Source organism: Sphingomonas sp. Leaf5 (assembly GCF_001421155.1).
In the GTDB taxonomy this organism is placed as follows: domain Bacteria; phylum Pseudomonadota; class Alphaproteobacteria; order Sphingomonadales; family Sphingomonadaceae; genus Sphingomonas.
Genome location: NZ_LMJZ01000007.1, coordinates 98,379 through 124,995, shown reverse-complemented (window position 1 = coordinate 124,995; position 26,617 = coordinate 98,379). Strand labels below are relative to the sequence as shown.

General features: G+C 66.3%; 26 protein-coding genes. 8 read left to right on the top strand and 18 right to left on the bottom strand.

The features are described from left to right. Positions 1-217: 217 nt before the first annotated feature. Genes ASE50_RS18725 through ASE50_RS07665 form a run of 3 tightly spaced genes read right to left on the bottom strand, consistent with a single transcriptional unit; the run spans position 218 to position 2,553 of the window. The gene (locus tag ASE50_RS18725) at positions 218-394 is read right to left on the bottom strand and encodes a hypothetical protein (RefSeq protein WP_156347347.1); all 177 of its coding nucleotides are present in this window, start codon (positions 392-394) and stop codon (positions 218-220) included. A gap of 24 nt (positions 395-418) precedes the next feature. Further along, a complete protein-coding gene (locus ASE50_RS07670) occupies positions 419-1,636 on the bottom strand; it encodes an ABC transporter permease (protein ID WP_056398016.1) in 1,218 nt (405 codons plus the stop codon). Then, complete coding sequence (locus tag ASE50_RS07665) at positions 1,633-2,553, bottom strand: ABC transporter ATP-binding protein (protein WP_056398013.1); 921 nt, start codon at positions 2,551-2,553, stop codon at positions 1,633-1,635. The genes ASE50_RS07670 and ASE50_RS07665 overlap by 4 nt, the downstream gene beginning before the upstream one ends. Positions 2,554-2,612: 59 nt before the next feature. Here ASE50_RS07665 and queG point away from each other — a divergent pair, with 59 nt between their 5' ends. Continuing rightward, complete coding sequence (gene queG, locus ASE50_RS07660; RefSeq protein WP_056398010.1) at positions 2,613-3,671, top strand: tRNA epoxyqueuosine(34) reductase QueG; 1,059 nt, start codon at positions 2,613-2,615, stop codon at positions 3,669-3,671. Between the two features lie 143 nt (positions 3,672-3,814). Here the strand turns inward: queG and ASE50_RS07655 are convergent, their stop codons facing one another. From ASE50_RS07655 to ASE50_RS07645, 3 genes are read right to left on the bottom strand one after another with little or no spacing between them, the layout of a single operon-like run. Beyond that, entirely contained in the window at positions 3,815-5,242 is a 1,428-nt protein-coding gene (locus tag ASE50_RS07655) for a GGDEF domain-containing protein (RefSeq protein WP_056398007.1), read from the bottom strand. A 43-nt stretch (positions 5,243-5,285) separates the two neighbouring features. After that, positions 5,286-5,951 (bottom strand): peptidoglycan-binding protein, encoded by a 666-nt coding sequence (locus tag ASE50_RS07650; protein WP_056398003.1) that lies wholly within the window; start codon positions 5,949-5,951, stop codon positions 5,286-5,288. Between the two features lie 60 nt (positions 5,952-6,011). Beyond that, positions 6,012-6,359, bottom strand: coding sequence for a hypothetical protein (locus tag ASE50_RS07645; RefSeq protein WP_156347346.1), 348 nt, complete (start codon positions 6,357-6,359; stop codon positions 6,012-6,014). A gap of 95 nt (positions 6,360-6,454) precedes the next feature. Between ASE50_RS07645 and ASE50_RS07640 the strand changes: the two genes are divergently transcribed. Then, on the top strand, positions 6,455-7,471 hold the full coding sequence (locus ASE50_RS07640; protein WP_056397996.1) for a glycosyltransferase family 2 protein: 1,017 nt from the start codon (positions 6,455-6,457) through the stop codon (positions 7,469-7,471). Between the two features lie 250 nt (positions 7,472-7,721). Here the strand turns inward: ASE50_RS07640 and ASE50_RS07635 are convergent, their stop codons facing one another. The 4 genes from ASE50_RS07635 to ASE50_RS07620 all read right to left on the bottom strand — a co-directional run bounded on the left by ASE50_RS07635 (position 7,722) and on the right by ASE50_RS07620 (position 12,598). After that, a complete protein-coding gene (locus ASE50_RS07635) occupies positions 7,722-7,973 on the bottom strand; it encodes a ribbon-helix-helix domain-containing protein (RefSeq protein ID WP_056397994.1) in 252 nt (83 codons plus the stop codon). Beyond that, positions 7,970-9,799, bottom strand: coding sequence for a cobaltochelatase subunit CobT (cobT, locus tag ASE50_RS07630; RefSeq protein ID WP_056397990.1), 1,830 nt, complete (start codon positions 9,797-9,799; stop codon positions 7,970-7,972). The genes ASE50_RS07635 and cobT overlap by 4 nt, the downstream gene beginning before the upstream one ends. Before the next feature lie 357 nt (positions 9,800-10,156). Further along, positions 10,157-12,247 carry a RelA/SpoT family protein gene (locus ASE50_RS07625; RefSeq protein ID WP_056397987.1) on the bottom strand — a complete coding sequence of 697 codons (2,091 nt, stop codon included), beginning with the start codon at positions 12,245-12,247 and terminating at the stop codon, positions 10,157-10,159. Positions 12,248-12,298: 51 nt separating this feature from the next. After that, the gene (locus ASE50_RS07620) at positions 12,299-12,598 is read right to left on the bottom strand and encodes a CC_3452 family protein (RefSeq protein ID WP_414881930.1); all 300 of its coding nucleotides are present in this window, start codon (positions 12,596-12,598) and stop codon (positions 12,299-12,301) included. Positions 12,599-12,743: 145 nt separating this feature from the next. Here ASE50_RS07620 and ASE50_RS07615 point away from each other — a divergent pair, with 145 nt between their 5' ends. Beyond that, entirely contained in the window at positions 12,744-13,211 is a 468-nt protein-coding gene (locus ASE50_RS07615) for a winged helix-turn-helix transcriptional regulator (protein WP_414881925.1), read from the top strand. A gap of 25 nt (positions 13,212-13,236) precedes the next feature. Here the strand turns inward: ASE50_RS07615 and ASE50_RS07610 are convergent, their stop codons facing one another. From ASE50_RS07610 to ASE50_RS07600, 3 genes are all read right to left on the bottom strand, one after another. Beyond that, a complete protein-coding gene (locus tag ASE50_RS07610) occupies positions 13,237-13,500 on the bottom strand; it encodes a DUF2061 domain-containing protein (RefSeq protein ID WP_056397978.1) in 264 nt (87 codons plus the stop codon). Positions 13,501-13,605: 105 nt separating this feature from the next. Further along, positions 13,606-14,004 (bottom strand): MAPEG family protein, encoded by a 399-nt coding sequence (locus ASE50_RS07605; RefSeq protein WP_056397975.1) that lies wholly within the window; start codon positions 14,002-14,004, stop codon positions 13,606-13,608. 98 nt (positions 14,005-14,102) lie between these two features. Continuing rightward, positions 14,103-15,314 (bottom strand): LL-diaminopimelate aminotransferase, encoded by a 1,212-nt coding sequence (locus ASE50_RS07600; protein WP_056397972.1) that lies wholly within the window; start codon positions 15,312-15,314, stop codon positions 14,103-14,105. Between the two features lie 77 nt (positions 15,315-15,391). Between ASE50_RS07600 and ASE50_RS07595 the strand changes: the two genes are divergently transcribed. The 3 genes from ASE50_RS07595 to clpS all read left to right on the top strand — a co-directional run bounded on the left by ASE50_RS07595 (position 15,392) and on the right by clpS (position 18,572). Further along, positions 15,392-17,137 carry a PHA/PHB synthase family protein gene (locus tag ASE50_RS07595; RefSeq protein WP_056397970.1) on the top strand — a complete coding sequence of 582 codons (1,746 nt, stop codon included), beginning with the start codon at positions 15,392-15,394 and terminating at the stop codon, positions 17,135-17,137. A gap of 118 nt (positions 17,138-17,255) precedes the next feature. Further along, positions 17,256-18,086, top strand: coding sequence for a phasin family protein (gene phaP / locus ASE50_RS07590; protein ID WP_082438889.1), 831 nt, complete (start codon positions 17,256-17,258; stop codon positions 18,084-18,086). Between the two features lie 159 nt (positions 18,087-18,245). After that, positions 18,246-18,572 carry an ATP-dependent Clp protease adapter ClpS gene (clpS, locus tag ASE50_RS07585; protein ID WP_156347350.1) on the top strand — a complete coding sequence of 109 codons (327 nt, stop codon included), beginning with the start codon at positions 18,246-18,248 and terminating at the stop codon, positions 18,570-18,572. Positions 18,573-18,598: 26 nt separating this feature from the next. On the opposite strand, the gene ASE50_RS07580 is transcribed toward clpS, so the two are convergent. Continuing rightward, a complete protein-coding gene (locus ASE50_RS07580) occupies positions 18,599-18,937 on the bottom strand; it encodes a hypothetical protein (RefSeq protein ID WP_056397968.1) in 339 nt (112 codons plus the stop codon). 257 nt (positions 18,938-19,194) lie between these two features. Between ASE50_RS07580 and murA the strand changes: the two genes are divergently transcribed. Together murA and ASE50_RS07570 are read left to right on the top strand one after the other, a co-directional pair. Continuing rightward, positions 19,195-20,478: a UDP-N-acetylglucosamine 1-carboxyvinyltransferase gene (gene murA / locus ASE50_RS07575; protein WP_056397964.1), complete on the top strand. Its 1,284-nt coding sequence runs from the start codon at positions 19,195-19,197 to the stop codon at positions 20,476-20,478. 107 nt (positions 20,479-20,585) lie between these two features. Then, positions 20,586-21,725 (top strand): aldose epimerase family protein, encoded by a 1,140-nt coding sequence (locus ASE50_RS07570; protein ID WP_056397962.1) that lies wholly within the window; start codon positions 20,586-20,588, stop codon positions 21,723-21,725. Positions 21,726-21,792: 67 nt separating this feature from the next. Here ASE50_RS07570 and ASE50_RS07565 read toward each other — a convergent pair whose 3' ends face one another. The 4 genes from ASE50_RS07565 to cysD form a co-directional block, all read right to left on the bottom strand. Continuing rightward, positions 21,793-22,746: a cation diffusion facilitator family transporter gene (locus tag ASE50_RS07565; RefSeq protein ID WP_056397959.1), complete on the bottom strand. Its 954-nt coding sequence runs from the start codon at positions 22,744-22,746 to the stop codon at positions 21,793-21,795. A 193-nt stretch (positions 22,747-22,939) separates the two neighbouring features. After that, positions 22,940-23,686 carry a 3'(2'),5'-bisphosphate nucleotidase CysQ gene (locus ASE50_RS07560; protein ID WP_056397957.1) on the bottom strand — a complete coding sequence of 249 codons (747 nt, stop codon included), beginning with the start codon at positions 23,684-23,686 and terminating at the stop codon, positions 22,940-22,942. Then, positions 23,680-25,602: a sulfate adenylyltransferase subunit CysN gene (cysN, locus tag ASE50_RS07555; protein ID WP_056397955.1), complete on the bottom strand. Its 1,923-nt coding sequence runs from the start codon at positions 25,600-25,602 to the stop codon at positions 23,680-23,682. The genes ASE50_RS07560 and cysN overlap by 7 nt, the downstream gene beginning before the upstream one ends. Beyond that, positions 25,602-26,519 carry a sulfate adenylyltransferase subunit CysD gene (gene cysD, locus ASE50_RS07550; RefSeq protein WP_056397952.1) on the bottom strand — a complete coding sequence of 306 codons (918 nt, stop codon included), beginning with the start codon at positions 26,517-26,519 and terminating at the stop codon, positions 25,602-25,604. The genes cysN and cysD overlap by 1 nt, the downstream gene beginning before the upstream one ends. Positions 26,520-26,617 lie beyond the last annotated feature (98 nt).

Sequence of the window (26,617 nt, the reverse complement as noted above, 5' to 3'; positions counted from 1 at the left end):
AGGTCGGTCCCCTCGCACGCTGGACAACGCATCCTATCCTCCCCGTCCCAAATCAAAGGAACACAGAAGAATCCAAAACGCGCCTCGTGTAAACAGTCCCCGCCTGCGCGGGGGTACGTGGGGCCACGTGCACGACGTTCGCAGGCGTCTCGGTCAGAGCCGGGGTGAGGAGGGGCCGTAGCTGCCCTTCTTTTCGAGTTATCGTTGGTATGACGGATCAACTTCGCCGACGTAGCAAGCGGGGAACGCCCCAGACCACCAACCAGCCGCATAATCCAGCGAGCAGCGCATTGGCTTCGCGTGAGCCGATCGTGATTTGCCACCGGTCGAGCAGCAACAGCAGCAGATAATAGGCCAACCCGGTCAGGACGCTGCAGAACAGTATCATGCGCATGGTGCTCGTCCCAATTGGCTCACCCTACCCCCGTCGGAACCACCGGAACTTCGGTCCCGCCGATTGCAGCACCCCGCGCCGGAACAGTCGCGCGCCGATCACGATCGTGATCGCCACCCACAGCAATTGCCACGCCAGTGCGGCGACGTGCGGCCACCATTCGCCGCTGGTCGCGGCGCGGGCGGCCATGGCGAAGGGGCTGCTGAACGGGAAGACTTCGGCGGCCAGCGCGATCCAGCTGCCCGGCCGGCTGATCGCGGCGAAGGCGAAGCCGAACATCGCCATCTGAAAGATGGTGATCGGCAGCGTCAGCATCTGGATTTCGCGCGGGGTCGATGCCTGCGCGCCGACGGTCAGGAATACCGAGCCGAGCAGCATATACGCCATGGCGAAATACAGGATGTAGAGCAGCAGGAACCCCGGAAAACCGATGGCGGGGGCGATGTCGGTCAACCCGGCGACCAGTTGGGGGGGCAGCAACCTGCCGATATTGGCGCCGACAGCGGCCCAAAAGGCTAGGAACAGCACCGCCACGCCGAACATGCCGAGCAGCTTGCCGAGGAACACCGATTCGAGCGGGACGGCGGCGGCCAGCACCTCGATGACCTTGTTCGATCGTTCCTCCGCCATGGTGCCGACCGCCTGTCCCGCCAGCATCAGCGTGACGACGAACAGCGTCACGACCGCGAAGAATCCGGCGGCTTTTTTGCCGCCGAGCGACGTGCTGTCCCGCTCGATCCGAGTGAAGACCGGCGTCGACAAGCGCGCATCGCCGAGGTTGGCGCGTTGGTCGCGCACCGCCTGTTCGGCCAGCCCCGCCAGATAGGGGGCGGTCGTCGAAACCAGGCTGGCATGGATCAGCTGCGGCCGGTCGAGCGGGCCGTACAATACGGCCGGCACGTCGACATCGGGATCGGACAGCAGCGCGCGGGCCTGAGCCGCCGGGTTGGCGTCCGGCGCGACGATCGCCAGCGCAGGCGGGCCGCTTTCGCGCGGGATGCCGGGGCGGATCAGCGCGTCGGCGGCGCGCAGTCGCCGGGCGTCGGCGGGCGTGGCGATGGCATAGATGCGGACCTTGTCCTCCGCGCTCTTGCCCACCGTCGCCGCGCCGATCCCGCCGATCGCGCCGAAACTGCCGAACAGCAGCGGGGCGAGCAGGAAGACGAGGAACATCGGCGTCATCACCGTGGCGATGAAGTCGCGGCGGGCGATGGTCAGCGTCTGACGGATCAGCCGGCTCATGCTGCCCGCTCCGCATCGGCTTCGCCGACGATCCGGACGAAGGCGTCGTGCAGCCCCGGTCGTTCGATCGACAGCCCCGCTATGCCGTAGCCCGCGTCGATCAGCCGCACCAATATCCCCTCGATCCCTTCTGCCGGCAGGGTGAAGCGCCACCCGCCGCGTTCTTCGTGTGCATCGTCCGGTAACAGCGCGGCGATGCCGGGGGCGGGGCGATGCGGCACATAATGCGCCTTCATCGGCAACATCGCACGGGCGTCGTCGACCGTCCCTTCGAACCGGCGCTTGCCGCCGGCGATGATGCACAGCCGGTCGCATAGCCGTTCGGCATGCGCCATGACATGGGTCGAGAACAGGATCGTCGCCCCGCGATCGCGCTCGGCGCGGATCAGTGCCTCCAGCCGTTCCTGATTGACCGGATCGAGCCCGGAAAAGGGTTCGTCGAGGACGAGGAATTCGGGTTGATGGACGACCGAACCCAACAGCTGCACGAATTGCGCCATGCCTTTGGACAGCTTGCGGATCTTGCTGTCGATCGCGTGACCGAGGCCCGCCTGTTCGAGCATCACCGCAGCGCGCTTGCGCCCGACCGACCAGTCGAGTCCGCGCAACGCGCCCATGAACGCGATCGCCTCGCGCGCCTTCATGCCGGGATAGAGGCCGCGTTCCTCGGGCAGATAGCCGACCTGATCGGAGGCATCGCGCGGTACGGCCCGACCCAGCAGGGTGCGATGTCCTTCATCGGGTTCGATAATGCCGAGCAGCATCCGCAGCGTCGTGGTCTTGCCCGCGCCATTGGGGCCGAGCACGCCGTAGACCGCGCCGTACGGCACGTGCAGATCGATGCCGTCGACGACCCGCCGATCGCCGAAGCGTTTGACCAGTCCGTCCGCGCTCAGCGCCCAATTTCCGTCCGGCAAACGAGATCCCCCTGAACGTCGCCCTTTAGCGCGCGTCGGATAGAGGGTAGCGGGGGGAAGTGACCGGAGACAAGGGCCAGCCGAGCGATATCGTCGCGCGTATTCGTGCCAAAGCGGCCGAATGCGGTTTCGTCGCGTGCGGCATCGCCCGTGCCGATGCCGCGCCGCGCACCGCCGAGCGGCTGCGGGAGTGGCTGGACGAAGGGCGGCACGGGTCGATGATCTGGATGGAGGAGCGCAGCGAGCAGCGCGGATCGCCCGCCGCGTTGTGGAGCGAGGTGCGGTCGGTGATCGCGCTGGGTATGAGCTATGCCCCCGCCGTCGATCCGCTGGCGCTTGCCGAGGTCGGGGATCGGGGGCGCATCTCGGTCTATGCGCAGGGCAGCGATTATCATGACGTGGTCAAAAAGGCGCTGAAGGCGCTCGGCCGCTGGCTGGCGCAGGAATCGGGCTGCGACCTGAAGGTCTTCGTCGATACCGCGCCGGTGATGGAAAAGCCGCTGTCCGAAGCGGCGGGGCTGGGGTGGCAGGGCAAGCACACCAATCTGGTCAGCCGCGATCATGGCAGCTGGCTGTTCCTCGGCGCGATCTATACCACGCTCGACCTGACGCCCGATGTCGCGGCGCGCGACCGGTGCGGATCGTGCGATGCGTGCCAGCGGGCCTGCCCGACCGATGCGTTTCCCGCGCCATACCGGTTGGATGCGCGGCGCTGCATCTCGTACCTGACGATCGAACATGCCGGGCCGATCCCGGTCGAGTTCCGCGCGAGCATCGGCAACCGCATCTATGGCTGCGACGATTGTCTGGCGGTGTGTCCGTGGAACAAGTTCGCCGATGCTGCCGCCGCCAACCGCGCCTTTGCCGGCCGGGCGGAGTTCGCAGCACCCCGGCTGGCCGACCTGATCGCGCTGGACGATGCCGGGTTTCGCGAGGTGTTTCGCGGATCGCCGATCAAGCGGATCGGGCGCAACCGGATGGTGCGCAACGCGCTGATCGCCGCGGGGAATAGTGGCGATCGCGCGCTGGTCGGACCGGTGCGGGCGGCCTGTGCCGACGCCGATGCGGTGGTGCGCGATGCGGCGGAATGGGCGCTGGCGCGGCTGGAGTCCGTTTGAAAATGCGTTGAGACGCATTTCGCGGCACCGGCCCGCTCCCCCACCCCACCACCCACGGCAGTATAATTGCATGGGTGGTGGGGTGGGGGAGCGGGCCGGTACCGCCTCGAAGCTCGCGCTCGCGCGAGCTTCCAAACAGACTCTTACGCCGCGTGCGCCAGTTCGGGTGCGTCGAGCCATTCGATGCGGTTCCGCCCGCTGCGTTTGGCGCGGTACATCGCTTCGTCGAGGCAGCGGAGCAGCGGTGCCGCGTCGGTCGGCGTGTGGGTCAGGTAGCAGGCACCAATGCTGGCAGTCGCGTGGATCGCAGTGCCGTGCCAGTCGACGCGCTGTGCGACGATCGCGCAGCGCAGTCGTTCGGCGGCATCCTGCGCGGCGGCGCGATCGGGTGCGGACAAGAGGACCGCGAATTCCTCACCGCCCAGCCGCCCGCACAGATCGTTCACGCCGCACGCGTCGCGCAGCGTGGCGGCGGCGGCGCACAGCACCGCATCGCCCGTTGGATGGCCGTATTGGTCGTTGATCGCCTTGAAATGGTCGAGGTCGAGCCACAGCAGCGCAAGGCCGTCGCCCGGCAGCGGGTTCAGCGTCAGCCGTCGCTGCAACTGCTGTTCGAACGCGCGGCGGTTGAGCAGGCCGGTCAGCCCGTCATGATCGGCCGCGTGGCGCAACTGGCGCAGCAGCGCGTCCTGTACCGCCATCGCGCTGCTGATCGTCAGCGGCACGAGAACGAGGAAGGCGACCGCGATCCGCACCGACAGCACCAGCCGGGGGATCGCCATGTCCTGCCCGATCGCGACGAGACCGAGGCCGATGGTGATGAGGCAGCCGGTGCCGAGCAGCATCGTCAGCACCGCGGTGATCGCGACCGGATAGGTGAGCGCACACAGCAGCAGGGCGGGCATTGGGAACATGATGCTGCCCGGCCCGTCGAACTGCACCGCCGCGACGCACGACACGATCAGCGCAGCCGCCGGCCAGATCGGTGGTTCGGCGATTCGCGGTGGCTGGGCGTCCGGGTGGCGCAGCGTCAGCAGGACCGGCAGCACGACCAGATAATTGACCAGCTCGCTCGCCGGCCATGTCATCAGCGTCTGGCTGGCCGATCCGCCGAATTCGACCACGACCAGCACCGCGCCGATCAACGCCGCGACGAAGCATGCCGGGATCAGCCCCGCAAGGATGCGCAGCACCGAATGAATGCGCTCGAGCCGCAGGTCGGCGGGATCGAGCCGTCGCAACGCCACCGTCGCCGCGAAGGTGCCAGCGGTATTGGCGAGCGCGAAGAACGCGGACAGCCCGATATTGCGGTCGAACAACAGGTCGGTGGCAACGAAGCCGACAAACGCGCCGGCCCAGCCCGACGGCCGGAACAGGCGCGGCACCCGCAGCATCAACCCGACAAGGATCGCGTTGGCGGGCCAGAAGGCGACCGAAAAAGCGTGACGCGTCAGCAACCCGATCAGCGCCCCGCCTGCTACCATGGCCGCGACCAGCAAGAAACAGCGCAGCGCCGCCCCGCCGGGTACGGCACGCGCCGATATCGGCAGGGGCAGGGCGGAGGACGACATGGCCGGGAACGCTACGCCGCAGAGATGAAGAATCGGTAACCCTTTACGTCAGCCCGCTCTCCCGACGGACGCTCGCCAGTTCGGCATTGCGCCGGCCCTGCAGGTGCGCCCAGTCGCGAAACGTCCAGTCGCCGCCCCAGATCAGCCCCTCGGCCTTCCCCGCCGCGCCCAGCGCACGGAAGAAGACATGGCATTGGGGCTCGGTCCAGTACCAGCGGTCGTCGACCAGATCGGCGGCCCATGCGGCGGGCAGGCCGTCGGGCGTCTGCGCGTTGTGGAAACTGAAGCCGACCTGCGTCACCCCCTCGCGCAGCAACCGCCGCTGGACGGCGACCGATCGCCAGCCATAGACGATGGTCGGGCGCAGACCGTCGCGCCGCAGGGTGTCGATCACGCGGACGATGCGGCTGCGGAAGCGGGGATGGAGGCTGGCGAGCTTGCGCTCCTGTGGCCAGTTGCGACTGTCGCCGTCCCATGTCGCGCGCGCATTGGTCAGACGGGCGATGGTCCGCCCGCCGGGATCGATCCGGCCATCGGCTTCCACGCCGAACCGGTCCTGCGCAGTGCGGATCGCGGCGATCAGGCGCGGCCCGGCAAGGCCATCGACTGCGCCGGGATCTATGCCGATCCGCAGCAACAGCCATTGAATGGCACGGACATCGTCCACGCGATTGGTGCCGTCCTCGCCGACGCTCGCTTCGATCATCATTTACGCTCCCCCGTTGCCGCGGTTCGGGGTGGCAAGCGAAATCCTACATCGCAAGCCGGATCATTTCGTCCGTGCCCGTGCCGCGTCGACCTGACCGCGCAATGCCAGCGTGCGGTCGGCCAGTGCAGGGGCGTTCAGCGCGATCGGTCCGCCCTGGCGATATTGGCGGTTGAGCCGGTCGATGATCGCGCTCTGGACCAGCAGTTCCCGCGCCTCGGCCCGGGTCAGGTCGCCGCGGCGGCGTCCGTCGCGGATCGACCGGTTGATATCGCCCAGATCGCTGGCGACCAGCGACGTGGCCGGCGGGGGTACCGGCACCTCGCGCACGGCGGATCGGCCTCCGTCCCAGATTTGTGCGCCCAGGGGTGCAGCGAAGATCAGCAACAGGAACGGAAGGGCGGCACGCATCGGCATTCCTCCATCGACACCTGATCCTAACCGGGATGCGGCATCCGCGCCATCCGGCTTTTCCAACCGCGTCGCATGGAGTAACGCAGCCGCCCATGATCCGTCCCGCGCTCTCCATCGTCGTCCCCTGTTATAACGAGGCCGCGTGCCTCGACACGCTGCATGCCCGCATTTCGGCGGCGGCGCAGGCGGTGGTGGGCGACGATCACGAGATCGTCCTGGTCAATGACGGGTCGCGCGACCAAAGCTGGGCGGTGATGGAACGGCTGGCGGCGACCGATCCGCGGTTGGTCGCGATCAACCTGTCGCGCAATCACGGGCACCAGCTGGCGCTGACTGCCGGGCTCGACCTGTGCGCGGGCGAACGCATCCTGATCATCGACGCCGATCTGCAGGACCCGCCCGAATTGCTCGGGCCGATGCTGGAGACGATGGCGGCCGAGGGGGCCGACGTGGTCTATGCGGTGCGGCGCAAGCGCGAGGGCGAGACCTTCTTCAAGAAACTGACCGCCGCCGCCTTCTACCGCGTGCTCGACCGGGTGACCGATACGCCGATCCCGCTCGATACCGGCGATTTCCGGTTGATGACGCGGCGGGCGCTCGACGCGTTCCTGAGCCTGCCCGAACAGGCGCGCTTCATCCGCGGCATGGTGGCGTGGGTCGGGTTCCGGCAGGTGCCGTTCCCCTATGACCGCGACGAACGGCTGGCGGGCGAGAGCAAATATCCGCTGGGCAAGATGATCGGGTTCGCGCTGGACGCGGTGACCGGCTTCTCGACCGCGCCGCTGCGCCTTGCCAGTCATTTGGGGCTGGTGCTGACCGCGCTGTCGCTGCTGCTGTTCGCCTATATCGCGATCGGCTGGTTGTCGGGCAGCGCGGTGCAGGGGTGGACGTCGACGATGCTGGTCGTCGTGTTCCTCGGCGCGGTGCAGATGTTCGTGCTGGGGATGATCGGCGAATATCTGGGGCGGCTATATGTCGAGTCGAAACGGCGGCCGCTGTATCTGGTCGCCGACGTCGCCGGGCCGGTGAAGGGGCGGGCGAGCCTTGGCTATCGTTCGGGTGATCGGGGCGAGGTCACCGTGTCTCCGATTTTGCCGGATCAGCAGTAGAAGGCTGGTTCACGCGGAGGCGCGGAGGCGCGGAGAAGGAAGAAGAGAGTTTTCGCGCAGAGGCGCAGAGGCGCGGAGGGGTTGCGTTGGGGCCATCTCCCGCGATCGGGAGACCTCATCTCTGGCAGCAAAGAGCGATAAAGCCGCTTTCGCGGCGTGACTTGCCCGAGTTCGCAACGCCTCTGCGCCTCTGCGCCTCTGCGCGAAAACTCTCTTCTTCTCGTCTCCGCGCCTTCGCGTGAAAACAAACTTACCCAGCGCCAACCTCGCCCAGCAACCAGGACCGGATCGCGCTCGCGAGGTTGGGCGGATCGTCGCCCTCGATCCGCACCGCGTCGATCGCCGCGACCAGTGCCGATAGCGGCAGCGACCGTCGTGTCGCCGCCGCCTCCAACGCGGTCCAGAAGCCGGGTTCGAGGCTGATCGAGGTCGCGTGGCCGGCGATGGTGATCGACCGTTTGACCGGCCCGCGAAAGCCGCCGGGCGGGGCGGTCGGCTTCATGGCGTGTCGAAGAGCGACGCCAACTGCTCGATCATCGTCCCCGCCAACTGCTCGGCATCCATGATCGTGACGGCGCGGGCATACCAGCGGGTCACGTCATGGCCGATGCCGATCGCGACCAGTTCGACCGGCGACTTGCCCTCGATCCACGCGATCACCTGGCGCAGATGCCGTTCCAGATAGCTGCCCGAATTAACCGACAGCGTCGAATCGTCGACCGGCGCGCCGTCGGAAATGACCATCAGCACCTTGCGGTCCTCTGGCCGCGCCAGCAGCCGGCCATGCGCCCAGAGCAGCGCCTCGCCGTCGATATTTTCCTTCAGCAGCCCTTCGCGCATCATCAGACCGAGCGACTTTTTGGCGCGGCGCCACGGTTCGTCGGCCTGTTTGTAGACGATGTGGCGGATGTCGTTGAGGCGACCGGGCTGGGGCGGGCGACCGGCGGCGAGCCACGATTCGCGGGCTTGCCCCCCCTTCCACGCGCGCGTCGTGAAGCCGAGAATCTCGACCTTCACCCCGACGCGCTCCAGCGTGCGGGCAAGGATGTCGGCGCTGATCGCGGCGATGCCGATCGGGCGGCCGCGCATCGACCCCGAATTGTCGATCAGCAGGGTGACGACGGTGTCGCGAAATTCGGTATCGCGCTCGATCTTGTAGCTGAGCGACTGCGCCGGGTTGATGACGACGCGCGCCAGCCGCGCGGCATCGAGCATCCCTTCTTCCTGATCGAAGTCCCATGACCGCGATTGTTGCGCCATCAACCGGCGTTGCAGCCGGTTGGCGAGCTTCGTCACCACCCCCTGCAGCTGCACCAGCTGCTGGTCGAGATAGGCGCGCAGCCGTTCGAGTTCGTCGGCTTCGCACAATTCGGTCGCGGCGATCACTTCGTCATATTTGGTGGTGAAGGCACGATATTCGAATTGCGCGTTCAGGTCGGCGAAGGGGCGGTTCGGCCGGACGGGCATCATGCCACCTTCGTCCTCGCCATCGGCCATGTCGTCGCCTTCGGCGTCGATGTCCTCGGACAGGTCGTCGGACTGACCATCGGACTGTTCGTCGCTGCGATCCTCGCCGCGTGCCTCGACCTGACCTTCGCCGCCCTGCTGTTCGCCCGAATCGTCGCCGTCGTCCTCGGGGGTCTGTTCGTCTTCCCCTTCCGAATCGTCGCCGCCGTCATCGGCCTGTTCGGGCTCGATCTCGCCCTCGACCAGTTCGAGGTCCTCGAGCAGGCGGGTGATGCCGCGCGCGAAGGCGGCCTGATCGGCGACCAGTCCGGCAAGGTTGTCGAGCTGCGCGCCGGCGCGCTGTTCGATCCAGTCGGTGATGAGCGCCATGCCCGGCGCGGCCGCAGCGGGCGGGGCACGACCGGTCAGCCGTTCGCGCACCAGCATCTGCACCGCGGTCGACAGCGGCACTTCGGCGCGGGTGCGGGCGCGGGTGATCGGGTCGGAGCGCATGCGCATGGTCAGCGCATGGTCGAGATTGTCGGCGATGCCGTCATAACCGGCCGACCCCAGCGCATCGATCCGCGCCTGTTCGACCGCGTCATAGACCGCGCGCGCCACTGCATCGCCCGGCGCGGTCCGGGCGTGGAGCGCGGCATTGTGATGGCGCATGCGCAACGCGAAGCCGTCGGCATGGCCGCGCGCCTCGGCCACCTGATCGGCGGGCAGCGCGCGGGCGGGCATCGGCACCTTGATATGCTTGCCCGACGCGGTCGGCGCGTCGGCGGTAAACGCCAGTTCGACCTCGGGTTCGTCGGCGATCGCGCGCGACGTGCCGCGCAGGACGTCGCGAAACCGGTCGAGCGGGGATTCCTGTGCCATGGCTGTGCTTTGGGGATTGCTCGCCGCAAGGGCAAGGGGAGAAGCTCCTCCCCGGTACGGCGAGGGGGACCGCGCCCCCAGGGCGGGGTGGAGGGGGCGGGCCACGAACGCAACCGTTCCGTATGCCGACACCCCCCTCCACCAGCTTCGCTGGTTCCCCTCCCCGTGCCGGGGAGGAAGTTAGTGCCAATCCTCCCCACATCGTGGGGAGGGGGACCATGCGCAGCATGGTGGAGGGGGAGGGCCGCGAACGAAGCCGTTGCGTCTGGGGCGACGCCCCTCCACCACGCCCTGCGGGCGCGGTCCCCCTCCCCATGGAATGGGGAGGATTTGGTCGCGCCAACGCCTACCGGGGATCTAGCCGCGTTCCGCCTTGTTCACCGCATCGGCCGCACGCAGGCCGGCAAGCAGTTTCATCAGATGCGCGGCGTCGCGCACCTCCACGTCGATGGTGTTGGTGTGGAAGGTCGTGTCGCGATTGTCGAGCCGTAGCCCGAGGATGTTCGCGCGGTGGCCGCCGATGACGGTCGCCACCGCACCCAGCGCGCCGGGTTCGTTCTTCAGCGTGACCGCGATGCGGGCGGTGGCACCTTCGGCATTGTCGCCCCACGTCAGATCGATCCAGTGATGCGGGTCGATCGCCTCGATCGTCTCGCAGCCGATTTCATGCACCTCGAACCGGCCGTCGCCGCGGCGGATGCCGATGATGCGGTCGCCCGGCACCGGGTGGCAGCAGGTGGCGAGGTCGTAGCCGACGCCGGCGGTCAGCCCCTTGATCTCGATCGGTGCGCGCTGCGCCGGGATCGGTTCGATCTTCGGGTCGGCGATGGCCCCGGGCATGACCGCCTCCATCACCGCTTCGTCGGTCAGCTTGCCGTGCGCCAGACATTCGAACAGCGTCGCTTCGTCGGCGATCTTCAGCCGCTTCAACCCTTCAGCCAGCGCGTCGATGCCGGGCGGGACCGGCAGGCGCGCGATCAGTTCCTGATACAGCCGCTTGCCGAGCGCCGCCGTCTCGTCGCGTTCGCGTAGGCGGATATAGCGGCGGATGGCGGCGCGGGCCTTGCCGGTGATCGCGAAGTTCAGCCAGTTGGCCTGCGGACGCTGCGCCTTCGACCGCAGGATCTGCACCTGATCGCCGTTCTTCAGTTCGGTGCGTAAGGGAACGACGCCGCCATTGACCTTCGCGCCCACCGCCTGATCGCCGAGATCGGTATGCACCGCATAGGCGAAGTCGATCGGCGTCGCGCCCTTGGGCAACTGATGCAGTTCGCCCTTGGGCGTGAAGGCGAAGATGCGATCGGCATACATCGCCATGCGGGTATGTTCGAGCAGCTCTTCGGGACTCTCGGCATTGTCGAGGATCTCGACGAGGTCGCGAATCCAGCGGACCTGCGTATCGGGGCGCACCGCATCCTGCTTGTATGCCCAGTGCGCCGCCAAGCCGAACTCGGCCTGCGCATGCATCTCGCGGGTGCGGATCTGCACCTCGATCCGCATGTTCTCGGCATGGATGACGGCGGTGTGCAGCGATCGATAACCGTTGCGCTTGGGCGTCGAAATATAATCCTTGAACCGCCCCGGCACCATCGGCCAGCGCCGATGGATGATGCCGAGCGCGCGGTAGCATTCCTCTTCGCTGTCGACGATCGCGCGGAAGGCGACAATGTCCGACAGTTGTTCGAGGGTGACGTGGCGCTCCGACATCTTGCGCCAGATCGAATAAGGATGCTTGCGCCGGCCCGATACTTCGGCAGTAATGCCGTGACGGTCGAGCATCGTCTTCAGGTCGCCGCCGATCTTGGCGACACGGTCGCCGCCGCCTTCCTCCAGTTGTTCGAGGCGGCGGGTGATCGATTCATATGCCTCGGGTTCGATCTCGCGAAATGCCAGCGTCTGCATTTCGTTCATGAACTCGTACATGCCGATCCGCTCGGCGAGCGGCGCGTAGATATCCATCGTCTCGCGCGCGATCCGCTTGCGCTTCTCGGGCTTCGCGATGTGATGGAGCGTGCGCATGTTGTGCAGCCGATCGGCCAGCTTCACCAGCAGCACACGGATGTCGTCGGACATGGCGAGCAGGAACTTGCGCAGATTCTCGGCGGCGCGCTCGTTCTCGGTCTGCGCCTCGATCTTGCTGAGCTTGGTCACGCCTTCGACCAGTCGCGCGACGTTGACCCCGAACTTGGCCTGGATTTCCTCGTGCGTCGCCACGGTATCCTCGACCGTGTCGTGCAGGATCGCGGTCGCGATCGTTTCGTCGTCGAGGTGCAGGTCGGTCAGGATGCCGGCCACCTCGATCGGGTGGCTGAAATACGGGTCGCCCGATGCCCGCTTCTGGCTGCCATGCGCGTGCATCGAAAAGACATAGGCGCGGTTCAGCAGCGCCTCGTCCGCGTCCGGGTCGTAGGTCTTGACCCGCTCCACCAATTCATACTGCCGCAGCATGCGATCTAGATGGAGCGGGCCGGGGCGGCTTTGCAACCGTTTTCGCGTCGATCAGGCACCTTTGGCGCGGATGTTGCATTTTGCGAGTTGTTCCGGCGGAAATGCGGTGCCGTTGGCGGTGAAGGCGGCAAGCGGGCCGAGCTGCGCGGCGGCGAGCTGGCACATGGTCAGGTGGCTGCCCTCGCCGCGCGGGGTGGCGCAACGCTCGGCCGAGCATTTCCACAGCGTGCTGCGGGTCAGGATCGTGTCGACGGCCGGCGCGGTCGCCGGCACGGCGCTGTAGCCGCGGTTCGGCTGTGCTGCGGCGGCGAAGGGCAGGGTCAGCGCAGCGGCGGTTAGCAGGGCGAGCATCTTCACGGGCAACGGCTCCATCTCGAATTAAGGTGTGCTGCGCCTAATCTACATGAATGTAAGTTGCAAGTTGCGATGTTTGCTGCGGTAGCGAGAGAAGTGCTATTCCTTTGCCCGTCGTCATGCGCTAGAATCGGAGCGGATGATGACCGTCCTTCGAGAACCGCTACGCGACCTTGCCAATCAGTGCAGCCTGCCCGCCGCGCTGGAGGCGATGGGCGAACGCTGGTCGTTCCTGATCCTGCGCGCATCGTTCAACGGACTTTCGCATTTCGAGGAGTTCCAGTCGGAACTCGGCATCGCGCGCAACATCCTCGCTAACCGGCTGTCGCGGCTGGTCGGGCACGGCATCCTCGAACGGCGCGCGGTCGAGAGCGATCGTCGCAAGATCGAATATCGCCTGACCGAAAAGGGCTATGCGCTGCAACCGACCATGGTCGCGCTGCGGCAATGGGGCGAGCGGTGGGAAACCGGCGTGGCGGCGACGCCGGTACTGGTCGATGCCCGCGACCATCGCCCGGTGCAGCCGGTCGCGGTGTGCAGCCATGACGGGCGGGTGCTGGGCAAGGGCGATCTGATCTGGTCGCTTGAGGAAGACGTCGTCCGCGACTGACCGGCCCGGCCGGTCGCCACGGAGGTCAGCTCGCCGGGAGGGTCGGGGCGTCGGTGGTCGCGGCGGGATCGGCGCGATGGCCCCAGCGGACCAGCGACCATGCGCGTTCGTGGAAATAGAACAGCGTGATCTTGGTCAGCACTTCGGTTCCGGCGATCGCCCCCGCCAGCTTCGCCGAGCCGGAGAACAACAGTCCCAGCAGGAAGGTGTCGATCGATCCGACCGTCCGCCACGACACCGCCTTCACGAAGCTGCGCGGATGGCTTTCCAGACCCTTGAACACGAACATGACGCCGACGCTCCCACCGCGGTGGATCGCGGTACGGCGCGAAGCTGCGGCAATCGATCGCAGCGGCGTAGCGAGATTATGTTCTGACGGACGAAGTGCCGCTTATCACAGCAGCCGGATCAGCATGAGCAACAGCCCGAGCATCGACGCGAGCCACGCCATGCTGCGCACATAGGGCACGCCGAACAGATAGAGCGGATGATAGACGATGCGCGCCGCGAACCACAGGATCGCCCCCGACGCGCCCAGCCCGTCGGTACGGCCGCTGACCGCCAGCGCGAGCGCCAATGCGATGAAGGCGGGATAACTTTCCTTGAGATTGTCGAGCGCGCGCTGCGCCCGGCCTGCCATTACCCCCTTGGGCGCATTGTCGCCGTCGCGGGGGCCGGCATTCCATTTCGTGCCCCGCTCCCTGGTCGCGAACCGGCCTTGCAGCAGGATCGCGATGGTCAGCAGCACCACCGACCAGCCGAGCAGGGTGAGTTCGATCGGCAAATTGGTCATCGGCGCGCTCCGCTGTGGTTGTGCGCTATAGCGATGGGTGTGGGCGCGGGTTCCATGAGGGACGCTCCCCTCCCTTGAACAAGGGAGGGGAGAAGAGATTACCCCGCGCTGCGTCCCGCCGGCGTATTCACCCCCATCGATTGCAGATACTTCTTCACGTTGCGCGCCGCCTGTCGCAGCCGCTGTTCGTTCTCGACCATGGCGATGCGCACATAGCCCTCGCCATTCTCACCATAGCCGACGCCCGGCGCGACCGCGACCTTCGCCTCGGTCAGCAGCTGCTTGGCGAATTCGAGCGATCCCAGATGCGCGAGGGCGGGCGGCAGCGGTGCCCAGGCGAACATCGACGCGCGCGGGGAGGGGATGTCCCAGCCGGCACGACCGAAGCTTTCGACCAGTACGTCGCGGCGCTTGTGATATAGCTGGCGATTCTTCTCGACGATATCCTGCGGACCGTTGAGCGCGGCGCAGGCCGCCGCCTGGATCGGGGTGAAGGCACCGTAATCGAGATACGACTTCACCCGAGTCATCGCCGCGATCAGCTTCTTGTTGCCCACCCCGAAGCCCATCCGCCAGCCGGCCATCGAATAGGTCTTGCTGAGCGAGGTGAATTCGATCGCGACGTCCTTCGCCCCCTTCACCTGGAGGATCGAGGGCGTCGGGCAGCCGTCATAATAGAGCTCGGAATAGGCGAGGTCGGAGATGACCCACAGCCCATGTTCCTTTGCGAACGCCACGACGCGCTCGTAAAAGGCGAGGTCGACGACTTCGGCGGTCGGGTTCGACGGATATCCCATCACCAGCACGCTGGGCTTGGGCACGGTGAACGCCATCGCGCGTTCGAGGCTTTCGAAATAATGTTCGTCGGGCGTGGTCGGCACGGCGCGGATCGTCGCCCCGGCGATGATGAAGCCGAACATGTGGATCGGATAGCTGGGATTGGGCGCGAGGATCACGTCGCCCGGCGCGGTGATCGCGGTGGCGAGGCTGGCGAGACCCTCTTTCGACCCCATGGTCACCACGACTTCGCTGTCGGGATCGATGTCGACGCCGAAGCGGCGGCCGTAATAATTGGCCTGTGCGCGGCGCAGGCCCGGAATGCCGCGCGACTGCGAATAGCCGTGCGCCGATGGCTTGCGCGCGACCTCGACCAGCTTTTCGATGACATGGTCGGGCGGCGGCAGATCGGGGTTGCCCATGCCGAGGTCGATGATGTCCTCGCCACCGGCACGCGCCGCCGCCCGCATCGCGTTCACTTCGGCGATGACATAGGGGGGCAGGCGTTTCATGCGGTAGAATTCGTCGGACATTCTCGTTCCTTTCGGGTGCATCCTTACGCTACGAAGCCGCTGACCGGTAGAGCGCCCGGGCCGCCATGGAGAGGAAAATGACCGAATCGACCGCGAAGCCGACCGGAACGGCCGATCCGGCCCTGCCGACCATGTCGCTCGAAGAGATGCAGCACTGGACGCAGATGCTCGGTCGTGCGCAACAGATGATGCTCGAACAGGGCATCGACCTGATGGAACGCGCGCCCGCCTTGCCCGACCCGACCGGCATGCTGAAGGTGCAGACCGATTTCTGGACCGATACGATGAAGCTGTGGCAGCGCTTCCTCGACCCCGCCAACGCGACGCCGGTCGACGAATCGCCCGAACGCGCCCGCGACAAGCGGTTCAAGGCCAAGCAATGGCATGACGACCCGGTGTTCGCCTTCATCCGACAGAGCTATTTCCTGATCGCCGACCACATGCTGAAGGGCGTCGACGCGATCGACGGCGTCGATGCCAAGCAGAAGGAGCAGCTGCGCTTCGCCACGCGCGGGCTGATCGACGCGATGAGCCCGACCAACTTTCCCACGACCAACCCGCTGGTCGTCGAGAAGATCATCGAGACGCGCGGCGAGAACCTGCTGAAGGGCATGCAGAACATGCTGGCCGACATGGCCCGTGGGCAGATGACGCAGAGCGACACCAGCGCGTTCGAACTGGGCCGCAACGTCGCGATGACACCGGGCAAGGTCATCAAGCGCACGCCGCTCTACGAACTGATCCACTATGCGCCGACCACCGAAAAGGTCGGGGCGATCCCGCTGCTGATCTTTCCGCCATGGATCAACCGCTTCTACATTCTCGACCTGACGCCGGAGAAGAGCTTCATCCGCTGGGCGGTCGAGCAGGGCCTGAGCGTCTTCGTCGTGTCGTGGAAGTCGGCCGATGCATCGATGAAGGATGTGACGTGGGACGATTATGTCGTGCGCGGGCAGATCGACGCGATCGACACGGTGCGCGCCGCGCTGGACGTCAAATCGGTGCATGCCATCGGCTATTGCGTGGCCGGGACCACGCTGGCGGCAACGCTGGCGCTGCTGGAGGCACGCGGCGAGGCGGCGAAGGTCGCCACCGCCACCTTCTTCACCGCGCAGGTCGATTTCAGCCAAGCCGGCGAATTGTCGCTGTTCGTCGATGACGAGCAGCTGAAGATGATCCGGCAGGTCGGCAAGGACGGCTATCTCGACGGGCGATACATGGCCGCGACGTTCAACCTGCTGCGCGGGCGCGACCTGATCTGGAACTACGTCACCAACAATTATCTGCTCGGCAACGATTATGCGCCGTTCGACCTGCTGCACTGGAACGCCGACGTCACCAACCTGCCGGCGAACTGGCATCTGGGGTATCTGACCGACCTGTACCGCGACAACCGGCTGGTGCAGGCGGGGTCGATGACCGTCGACGGCACGCCGATCGACCTGACCACCATCAAGACCCCATCCTATATCCAGGCAGGTCGCGAGGATCATATCGCCCCGCCCGAAAGCGTGTGGAAGGTAACCGAGCATTTCGCCGGGCCGTTGCGGTTCGTGCTGGCGGGATCGGGGCATATCGCCGGCGTCGTGAACCCGCCGTCCGCCGGCAAATATCAATATTGGACCAACGACGAACCAGCCGACTCGCTTGCCGCCTTCGTCGCGGGGGCGAAGGAGATTAAGGGCAGCTGGTGGCCGGACTGGCGGCAATGGATTGCGGCGGCGGACGGCGGTGCCGTACCGGCGACCGGGGCGCGCATTCCCGGTGGCGGCAGTGCAGCAGCATTGGGCGACGCGCCGGGAGAATATGTCCGAACCCGATAAGAACATTTGATTTTTCTATCTGTATATTTATGCTGCGGCGCAACAAAATCGTCTTGAAAGCGTCACGCCGATCGATTAGGTGATGCGCCGCAGCAGTAATCAGATGGAGGATGTCCGAGTGGCCATCAGAGGTCCGAAGACCGGCACGCGCAAGCCTGCCATTTCCCGATCCACCCGACCGGTCGCCACGGCACCCGTCGAGGCTGCCGCGCCGGAAGCCGTGGTGCCGCCCGCCGAACCCGAACAGGCGGAAATTCCGCCCGTGCCGTTCGTGGCGGCGCCCAAGCCGGCTCCCGTCGAATTGCCTTTCAAGACCGAAACCGCCGCCGCCGTCATTCCGACGCCGCCGGTCGAGCCGGTCGTGGAAGTCGCCGAAACCGCGGTCGAGACCAGCACGGTCATGGCCGAGGAAACCACCGCGGCGGTCGAAACCGTAACCGCACAAGTCGAGGAAAAGACCATGGACGTCACCAACGAAGCGACCGCCACCGCCCAGAATACCGCCAACAAGGCGCAGAACTTCGCACAGGACGCCGCGAACAAGGCGCAGGCCGTGTCGACCGAGTTCAACGAAAAGGCGAAGGCCGCCATGGAAAAGGGCGCCAAGGGCTTCGAGGAAATGAACGAGATGGCCAAGGGCAACATCGAAGCGATGGTCGAAGCCAGCCGCATCGCCGCCAAGGGCCTTGAAACCCTGGGTCAGGAAATGGCCGATTTCGGTCGCAAGTCGTTCGAACACGCGACCTCGACCGCCAAGACGCTCGCGACCGTGAAGTCGCCGGCCGAGTTCATGAAGCTGCAGTCGGATTTCGTCCGTCAGTCGTTCGACTCGTTCGTCGCCGAAGCGTCGAAGACCACCGAAATGATGATCAAGCTGGCCGGCGACGCCGCACAGCCGATCAGCAACCGCGTTGCGGTTGCCGCCGACAAGGTGAAGACGACCGCGTAAGCGGTCGGTTACCTTTACGGGCTAACGAAGGGGGCGGTCGCGCGAGCGGTCGCCCCTTTTGTCATTTCCAAATCGGCGCATATGACCACGCACCCCCTTGCCCTGTCCGGCCCGCATGCCATATTTTATGGCGACATGTCTCGACAGCTTTGCATCCAGATGGCCGGCGACGACCGCGACCATGACGACGACCGCTCGACCGGTCTCGGCGTCGCCACCCAAATCCGCGTCAAGAAGCCCACGCCCTACCGCGTGCTGATGCTGAACGACGATTACACGCCGATGGAATTCGTTGTCCTGTGCCTGCAACGCTTCTTCCGCATGAGCATGGAGGAAGCGACGCGGGTGATGCTGCACGTCCACCAGCGCGGCGTCGGCGTGTGCGGCGTCTTCACCTACGAAGTCGCCGAGACGAAGGTGGCGCAAGTCATGGACTTCGCTCGCCAGAATCAGCACCCGCTGCAATGCACGCTGGAAAAGGCTTGATCCCGGCTTCCGCCTGATACCCTTCGTCAGTTCATGCGACTGGTCGTCCGGTCGCAAAGCCGAAGATGAATCGCATGGGCGACGACGAGCAACACCGCTGCCGTTAGCAGGGCGGGCAATACCGACCCGTCCGGCCCCGGCGGCTGGGTCTGCACGGGTGCGGTAATCTGGATGGTCGTCAGGACGATCGCCGCCAGCACCGGCGTGAACGCCAGCGCGAGGCGGCGCAGCGCGGTCCAGTTCACACGACCCGACAGCGACCATTGCATCGGTAACCGTGCGATCCCGCGGTGACGCCGATCAAAGCGGACCGACATAACGATCAGCGTTGCGAGCGTCAGCAACGTAGCGGCGATTCCGGTCACCGATCATCTCCACCATAGTCCCGATGACGAGAGAATGGCCCGAACCCCGCAGCCAAGCAACGGGCGACATAGATCCTCCCCGCTTTGCGGGGAGGGGGACCAGCCGCAGGCTGGTGGAGGGGGAGGGCCGCAGTCGGAACCGTTGCGTTCGTGGGGCACTCCCTCCACCATCGCCTCCGGCGACGGTCCCCCCCCCGTACCGGGGAGGAGCTGGCGACCCCCTTGCACACCCTAGCGTACCCACTAGAAGCTGCCCCATGGATCGTATCGTCATTCGCGGCGGCAATCGCCTGTCCGGCCGCATCGTCATTTCGGGCGCGAAGAACGCCGCACTCACCCTGTTGCCGTGCGCGCTGCTGACCGAAGAGCCGCTGACGCTGCGCAACTTGCCGCGGCTGGCCGACGTCGACAGCTTTGGCCATCTGCTCAACCAGTTCGGCGTATCGACCACGATCGAGGGATCGCACCCCAGCGAATTCGGCCGGGTGATGACGCTGCGTGGCCAGCGGCTGACGTCGACGGTCGCGCCCTATGACATCGTCCGCAAGATGCGCGCGTCGATCCTCGTGCTGGGGCCGCTGGTCGCGCGCGCCGGTGAGGCGACGGTGTCGCTGCCCGGCGGCTGCGCGATCGGCAACCGCCCGATCGACCTGCATCTGAAGGCGCTGGAGGCACTGGGTGCCGAGATCGAGCTGGCGGCGGGCTATGTGAAGGCGACCGCGCCCGGCGGACGCCTGCCCGGCGGTCGCTATCGCTTCCCGGTGGTATCGGTCGGCGCGACCGAGAATGCGGTGATGGCGGCGGTGCTCGCGAAGGGAACCAGCGTCCTCGAAAATGCCGCGCGCGAGCCGGAGATCGTCGACCTGTGCCGCTGCCTCGTCGCGATGGGGGCGAGCATCGATGGCATCGGCAGCGATACGCTGACCATCGAGGGGCGCGGCAAGCTTCACGGGGCGACCTATGCGGTGATGCCCGACCGGATCGAAGCGGGCAGCTATGCCTGTGCCGCCGCGATCACCGGCGGCGCGGTCGAGCTGGCCAATGTCGTGGCCAGCGACATGCGCGCGACGATCGATGCACTGGTCGAGGCGGGCGTGGCGGTGCGCGAGGGCGCGACCTCGCTGTTCGTCGAGGCGAGCGGCGACATCCGCCCGATCAACCTGTCGACCGCACCCTATCCGGGGTTCGCGACCGACATGCAGGCACAGTTCATGGCGCTGCTGGCGCGCGCCGACGGTGCCAGCGTGCTGACCGAAACGATCTTCGAAAACCGCTATATGCACGTGCCCGAACTGGCGCGGATGGGCGCGGACATCACCGTCACCGGCCGTTCGGCGGTGGTGCGCGGGGTCGCCGGACTGGTCGGTGCGCCGGTCATGGCGACCGATCTGCGCGCATCGATGAGCCTCATCATCGCCGGGCTTGCGGCGGAGGGCGAGACGTCAGTCAGCCGCGTCTATCACCTCGACCGCGGCTATGAGCGGCTGGAGGAAAAGCTGCAGGCCGTCGGTGCCGATATCGAGCGGCTCGGCGACGGCTGAGCTTTGCGCCGGTCGCCGCTTGAACAAGCCGTTATTGTCTGACTATACCCCTCCCGACGAACCGGACGCGGCGCGATAGCCCCGCCGGTGACTTTGGGAGGGTGACAATGAAAAAGGCGATTTCGATCAGCGCGTTGGCGGTGGCGACCCTGTTGTGTGTGGGGACGGCAAACGCGGCGACGGCCAAGCGGTCGAGCTTCGGCAAGCTGCCCGACGGTACCGCGGTCGAGATGGTGACGCTGACCGGCAGCAACGGCGTCAGCGCTCGGATCATGACGCTGGGCGCGACGTTGCAGGCGCTCAACGCCCCCGATCGCAAGGGCAAGGTGGCCGACGTCACGCTCGGCTATGACGATGCCGCCAGCTATGTCACCGCACCCAATTACTGGGGCCAGACGATCGGCCGCTACGCCAACCGCATCGCCGGTGGCAAGTTCACGCTCGACGGCAAGGCGTATCAGCTGACCCGCAACGACAAGGCCAATTCGCTGCACGGCGGCACGGTCGGCTTCGACAAGCGGGTGTGGCGGATCGTGTCGGTCAAGGACGGCCCGAGCGCATCGGTGACGATGACGCTGAACAGCCCGGCCGGGGATCAAGGCTATCCTGGCACGCTCGACGTGACGGTGACCTACGCGCTCGACGACAAGGGCGCACTGACCATCGATTTCGATGCGAAGAGCGATGCGCCGACCATCGTCAACCTCACCAACCACGCGCTGTTCGACATGGGCGGCGAGGGTAGCGCATTGGGCACGATGACCCACAAGCTGACCATTCCGGCCAGCCGCTACACGCCCGTCAACGACGCGCTGATCCCGACCGGCGAGCGTCGTCCGGTCGCGGGCACGGTGTTCGATTTCACCCGCGGGCGGATCGTCGGACAGGATGTCCGCGACGGTCGCGATCCGCAGATCGTCGCCGGGCGCGGCTATGACCATAATTTCGTGCTCGATGCCGGGATTACCCGTGAACCCAAGCTTGCCGCACGCCTTGAAGACCCGGCATCGGGCCGCGTGCTCGAAGTGCTGACGACCGAACCGGGCGTGCAATTCTATTCGGGCAATTTCATCGACGGGACGCTGATCGGCAAGGATCGCCATGTCTATCGCATGGGCGACGGCATCGCGCTCGAACCGCAGAAATTCCCCGATACGCCCAACCAGCCGGCATTCGGATCGGCACGGGTCGAACCGGGCAAGCCGTACCACCACCGCATGATCTATCGCGTGTCGGTGGCACGGTAAGTTTCACCAAGGGAAAGCGTATCCCCGCCTGCGCGGGGATACGCTTATGGGGCGCAGACCAAAGCCCTCAATGCGCGTGGGTCAGCGCGCAATCGTCGCCGGTCTCGACCTGCACCGTCGCATGGCCGATGCCGAACGCCTGCTCCAGCCGTTCCGACAGGTCGGTCAGGAACGCGTCGCCCGGATGCCCGTCGGGCATCACCAGATGCGCGGTCAGCGCGGTTTCGGTGGTGCTCATCGGCCAGATGTGCAGGTCGTGCACCCGCGCGACGCCCGGCAGACCGGCCAGCAGCGCCTCGACCGCCGCCGCATCGATCCCGCGCGGCACCGCCTGTAGCGCGAGGAGCAGCGATTCGCTCAGCAGGCTCCACGTTCCGATCAGGATGATCGCGACGACCGCAAGGCTGACGACCGGATCGATCCATCCCGCCCCGGTCCACAGGATCGCCAGCCCGGCGATCACCACCCCCGCCGACACCGCCGCATCGGCCGCCATGTGCAGATATGCGCCGCGGATATTGACGTCGCCATGCCGCCCGCGCGCGAACAGCAGTGCGGTGGCAAGGTTGACGACGATCCCGGCCAGCGCGACCCAGACGACCGGCCAGCCATCGATCGGGCGCGGACTGCCCAGCCGCTGGATCGTTTCGAGCAGGATCGCCCCGACCGCGATCAGCAGCACCAGCGCGTTGGCGAGCGCGGCGAGGATCGTCGACGCGCCAAGGCCATAGGTGAACCGCCGCGATGCCGGCCGCTTGGCCAGTTCGACCCCGCCCCATGCGATCAGCAGCCCCAGCACGTCCGACAGATTGTGCCCGGCATCGGCAAGCAGCGCCATCGAATCGAACCAGAAGCCCGCCGCGCCCTCGACCAGCACGAAGCCGATGTTGAGCAGCGTTCCGATCGCAAAGGCGCGGCCGAAATCGGCAGGGGCATGCGAATGGCCCAGATGCCCGTGCGACCCGTGCTGGTGATGACCATGCCCGGAATGGTCGCCATGGTCGTGATGATGATTGCCCATGGCCCGCTTCTGACAGGTGGGTCGTGCCGAGGCCAGATGCGATGCGGTTCGTGGCCGCAACCGGGGTCGGCGGGGACGACGGACATGGGCCACAGGCCGGCATCGATCGCAGCCTGTTGTCGGCGAACGGATCGAAGCATCGGACCCGCCCCGATCGGTCAAACCAGGGCGGCGGCCGCTTGGAAGCCGTACGCTACCGGTCGAGCCCCAGACCGGCGATAATCGGCAGGATCCGGGCCGCATCGTCGCGCCGACAGATCAGCAGATCGGGCAGCCACGTATCCTGACAGTTATAATAGAGCGGCGACCCGTCGATCCGCGACGCGTGCAATCCGGCTGCCAGCGCCACCGCGACCGGCGCGCAGCTGTCCCACTCATATTGCCCGCCGGCGTGCAGATAGATGTCGGCCTGCCCAAGCACCACCGCCATTGCCTTGGCACCCGCCGATCCCATCGGGATCAGTTCGGCATCGATCGCTTCGGCAACCGCCAGCGCCTGCGGCGCGGGGCGGGTACGACTGACGACCATGCGCGGGCGATCGGGGCGGGGCGGCACCACCGGGGCGGGGCTGCTCGACAAGGTGATGCCCAGCGACGGCAACGCGACCGCCCCGGCCTCCGCACGGCCACCGACCGCGAGCGCGATATGCACCGCCCAGTCGTCGCGTCCTTCGGCATATTCGCGGGTGCCGTCCAGCGGATCGACGATCCATGTCTGCGCAGCGGCACAGCGCGCCTTGTCGTCGGCGGACTCCTCAGACAGCACGAACGCATCGGGGCGGGCGGTGCGCAGTCGTTCGAGGATCAGCGTATTCGCTTCCCGGTCGCCGCGGTCGCCCAGCGCCTTGCCGTTCTCGCGCCCCTCCGCCCGGATCGCGAGCAACAGCTTGCCAGCCTCGGCGGCGATCGCGGTGGCGAGAAGTGCGTCGTCGGTCACAATACCGGTGCCCAGATGCCGAGCACATGTTCGACGATGCGTTCGGCGGCCGCTTCCGGCGTCTCGCGCGTCGTATCTACATGGATTTCGGGTGCGAGCGGCGGTTCGTAGGGGCTGTCGATGCCGGTGAAATTGGCCAGCGCGCCGCTGCGCGCCTTGGCATACAGCCCCTTCACGTCGCGCGCCTCGGCGACGGCCAGCGGCGTATCGACGAACACCTCGACGAACTCACCCGCCGGCAGCATCGACCGCGCCAGATCGCGCTCGGCACGGAACGGCGAGATGAAGGCGGTCAGCACGATCAGTCCGGCATCGGCCATCAGCTTGGCGACCTCGCCGACGCGGCGGACATTCTCGACCCGGTCGGCATCGGTGAAGCCCAGATCGCGGTTCAGCCCATGGCGGACATTGTCGCCGTCGAGCAGGAAGCTGTGCTTGCCGAGCGTATGCAGCTTCTTCTCGACCAGATTGGCGATGGTCGACTTGCCCGACCCCGACAGGCCGGTGAACCAAAGGACGCGGGGGCTTTGGTTCTTCTGCGCGGCATGCGCCTGCCGCGTGATGTCGATCGACTGCCAATGCACATTCTGACTACGCCGCAGGCAATAGTCGATCATGCCGGCGGCAACGGTGGCGTTGGTGATCTTGTCGATGAGGATGAACCCGCCGAGGTCGCGATTGTCGGCATAGGGTTCGAAGGCGATGCCCCGATCGGTGAAGACGTCGGCGACGCCGATGTCGTTCAGCGACAGCGTCTTGACCGACAATTCGGCCAGCGTGTTGACGTCGATCGCATGGCGCGGGGGCTGCACCGTCGCCGAGACGGTGCCGGCCCCGGTCTTCAGCCAATAGGCGCGACCGGGCAGCATCGGTTCGCCGTCCATCCACACGATCGTCGCGCGAAACTGGTCGGCGACCTGCGGCGGCGCATCGGCGGCGGCGATCACGTCGCCGCGCGAACAGTCGATTTCGTCGGTCAGGGTCAGCGTCACCGACTGACCGGCGACCGCCTGCGCCAGATCGCCGTCCATCGACACGATCCGCGCCACGCGCGACGTCTTGCCCGACGGCAGCACCCGCACGGCATCACCCGGACGGATGGTCCCGCTGGCGATCAGGCCGGCAAAGCCACGGAAGTCGAGGTCGGGGCGGTTGACCCACTGCACCGGCAGGCGGAACGGCTGCGCCGCTGCCGCATCGCTGTCCAGCGCGACCGATTCGAGATGCTCGATCAGGGCCGGGCCGGCATACCATGGCGTGTTGTCGGAGGGAGCGGCGATATTGTCGCCCTTGAACCCCGACAAGGGAATCGCGGTGAAGCCGGCGATGCCGATCGATTCGGCAAAGCCGGCATAGTCGGCGACGATGCGATCGAACGTCACCCGGTCATACCCGACCAGATCCATCTTGTTCACCGCCAGCACGATGTGCCGGATGCCGATCAGATGCGCGAGATAGCTGTGCCGCCGCGTCTGGGTCAGCACGCCCTTGCGCGCGTCGATCAGGATCACCGCCAGATCGGCGGTCGACGCGCCGGTCACCATGTTGCGGGTATATTGTTCATGGCCGGGCGTATCCGCGACGATGAACTTGCGTTTCTCGGTCGCGAAGAAGCGATAGGCGACGTCGATGGTGATGCCCTGTTCGCGCTCGGCGGCGAGGCCATCGACCAGCAGCGCGAAATCGATCTCCTGCCCCTGCGTCCCGACGCGCCTCGAATCGCTCTCCAGTGCGGCGAGCTGATCCTCGAAGATCATCTTCGAATCATAGAGCAGCCGGCCGATCAGCGTCGATTTGCCGTCGTCGACCGATCCGCAGGTGATGAAACGGAGCAGCGACTTGGTCTGGTGCTGCGCCAGATAGGCGTCGATATCGGCCGCGATCAGTGCGTCGGGCGTATAGGCGGGGGCGGTTGCCATCAAAAATAGCCCTCCTGCTTCTTCATTTCCATGCTGGCCGACCCGGCGTCGCGGTCGATCGCGCGCCCCTGCCGTTCGGAGGTGGTGGTCAGCAACATTTCCTGGATGACGTCGCTCAGCGTCGCCGCCTCGCTCTCGACCGCACCGGTCAGCGGGTAGCAGCCAAGCGTGCGGAACCGGATCGATCGGGTCGTCGGTACTTCGCCGGGCAGCAGACGGAAGCGGTCGTCGTCGACCATCAGCAACATCCCGTCGCGCTCTACGGTCGGGCGGGGCGCGGCGAAATACAGCGGCACGATCTCGATCTTCTCGCGCAGGATATATTGCCAGATGTCGAGCTCGGTCCAGTTCGACAGCGGGAAGATGCGGATCGATTCGCCCTTCGCTTTCCGCGCGTTATACAGATGCCACAGTTCGGGCCGCTGCGCCTTCGGGTCCCAGCGGTGATTGGCCGAGCGGAAGGAAAAGACGCGTTCCTTCGCGCGGCTCTTTTCCTCGTCGCGGCGGGCACCCCCGAAGGCGGCGTCGAAGCCATAGTGATCGAGCGCCTGTTTCAGCCCCTCGGTCTTCCACAAATCGGTATGCAGGCTGCCATGATCGAACGGGTTGATGCCGCGCGCCTGTGCATCGGGATTGTGGTGGACCAGCAATTCCATGCCGGCATCGCGCGCCGCCTTGTCCCGCAGATCGTACATCGCGCGGAATTTCCACGTCGTGTCGACATGCAGCAACGGGAAGGGCGGGGGGGCCGGATAGAATGCCTTTTTGGCGAGGTGCAGCATCACCGCCGAATCCTTGCCGACCGAATACAGCATCACCGGGCGTTCGGCCTCGGCGACCACTTCGCGCAGGATATGAATGCTTTCCGCCTCGAGCCGTTCGAGATGGGTGAGGCGATGGGATGCGGGATCGGTCATGGTCCCGTCGCAGGTAGCGACCAACGGCGGTGCGACAAGGCAACGATTCTTCGCGTGCCCGCCAGTTCAGCTTTGCCGCGTTCGAATCGGGCACGTCG

What these genes read in the sequence shown, in the direction of transcription:
- ASE50_RS07610 (WP_056397978.1), bottom strand. Translation starts at nt 13,500, where the DNA reads ATGTTCGTGTTCAAGGGTCTGGAAAGCCATCCGCGCAGCTTCGTGAAG.
- ASE50_RS07655 (WP_056398007.1), bottom strand. Translation starts at nt 5,242, where the DNA reads ATGTCGTCCTCCGCCCTGCCCCTGCCGATATCGGCGCGTGCCGTACCC.
- ASE50_RS07600 (WP_056397972.1), bottom strand. Translation starts at nt 15,314, where the DNA reads ATGTCCGACGAATTCTACCGCATGAAACGCCTGCCCCCCTATGTCATC.
- ASE50_RS07620 (WP_414881930.1), bottom strand. Translation starts at nt 12,598, where the DNA reads ATGCTCGCCCTGCTAACCGCCGCTGCGCTGACCCTGCCCTTCGCCGCC.
- ASE50_RS07640 (WP_056397996.1), top strand. Translation starts at nt 6,455, where the DNA reads ATGATCCGTCCCGCGCTCTCCATCGTCGTCCCCTGTTATAACGAGGCC.
- ASE50_RS07645 (WP_156347346.1), bottom strand. Translation starts at nt 6,359, where the DNA reads ATGCGTGCCGCCCTTCCGTTCCTGTTGCTGATCTTCGCTGCACCCCTG.
- ASE50_RS07635 (WP_056397994.1), bottom strand. Translation starts at nt 7,973, where the DNA reads ATGAAGCCGACCGCCCCGCCCGGCGGCTTTCGCGGGCCGGTCAAACGG.
- ASE50_RS07615 (WP_414881925.1), top strand. Translation starts at nt 12,744, where the DNA reads ATGACCGTCCTTCGAGAACCGCTACGCGACCTTGCCAATCAGTGCAGC.
- ASE50_RS07605 (WP_056397975.1), bottom strand. Translation starts at nt 14,004, where the DNA reads ATGACCAATTTGCCGATCGAACTCACCCTGCTCGGCTGGTCGGTGGTG.
- ASE50_RS07570 (WP_056397962.1), top strand. Translation starts at nt 20,586, where the DNA reads ATGAAAAAGGCGATTTCGATCAGCGCGTTGGCGGTGGCGACCCTGTTG.
- ASE50_RS18725 (WP_156347347.1), bottom strand. Translation starts at nt 394, where the DNA reads ATGCGCATGATACTGTTCTGCAGCGTCCTGACCGGGTTGGCCTATTAT.
- cysN (WP_056397955.1), bottom strand. Translation starts at nt 25,602, where the DNA reads ATGGCAACCGCCCCCGCCTATACGCCCGACGCACTGATCGCGGCCGAT.
- clpS (WP_156347350.1), top strand. Translation starts at nt 18,246, where the DNA reads ATGGCCGGCGACGACCGCGACCATGACGACGACCGCTCGACCGGTCTC.
- cysD (WP_056397952.1), bottom strand. Translation starts at nt 26,519, where the DNA reads ATGACCGATCCCGCATCCCATCGCCTCACCCATCTCGAACGGCTCGAG.
- murA (WP_056397964.1), top strand. Translation starts at nt 19,195, where the DNA reads ATGGATCGTATCGTCATTCGCGGCGGCAATCGCCTGTCCGGCCGCATC.
- ASE50_RS07595 (WP_056397970.1), top strand. Translation starts at nt 15,392, where the DNA reads ATGACCGAATCGACCGCGAAGCCGACCGGAACGGCCGATCCGGCCCTG.
- cobT (WP_056397990.1), bottom strand. Translation starts at nt 9,799, where the DNA reads ATGGCACAGGAATCCCCGCTCGACCGGTTTCGCGACGTCCTGCGCGGC.
- ASE50_RS07625 (WP_056397987.1), bottom strand. Translation starts at nt 12,247, where the DNA reads ATGCTGCGGCAGTATGAATTGGTGGAGCGGGTCAAGACCTACGACCCG.
- ASE50_RS07650 (WP_056398003.1), bottom strand. Translation starts at nt 5,951, where the DNA reads ATGATGATCGAAGCGAGCGTCGGCGAGGACGGCACCAATCGCGTGGAC.
- ASE50_RS07670 (WP_056398016.1), bottom strand. Translation starts at nt 1,636, where the DNA reads ATGAGCCGGCTGATCCGTCAGACGCTGACCATCGCCCGCCGCGACTTC.
- ASE50_RS07565 (WP_056397959.1), bottom strand. Translation starts at nt 22,746, where the DNA reads ATGGGCAATCATCATCACGACCATGGCGACCATTCCGGGCATGGTCAT.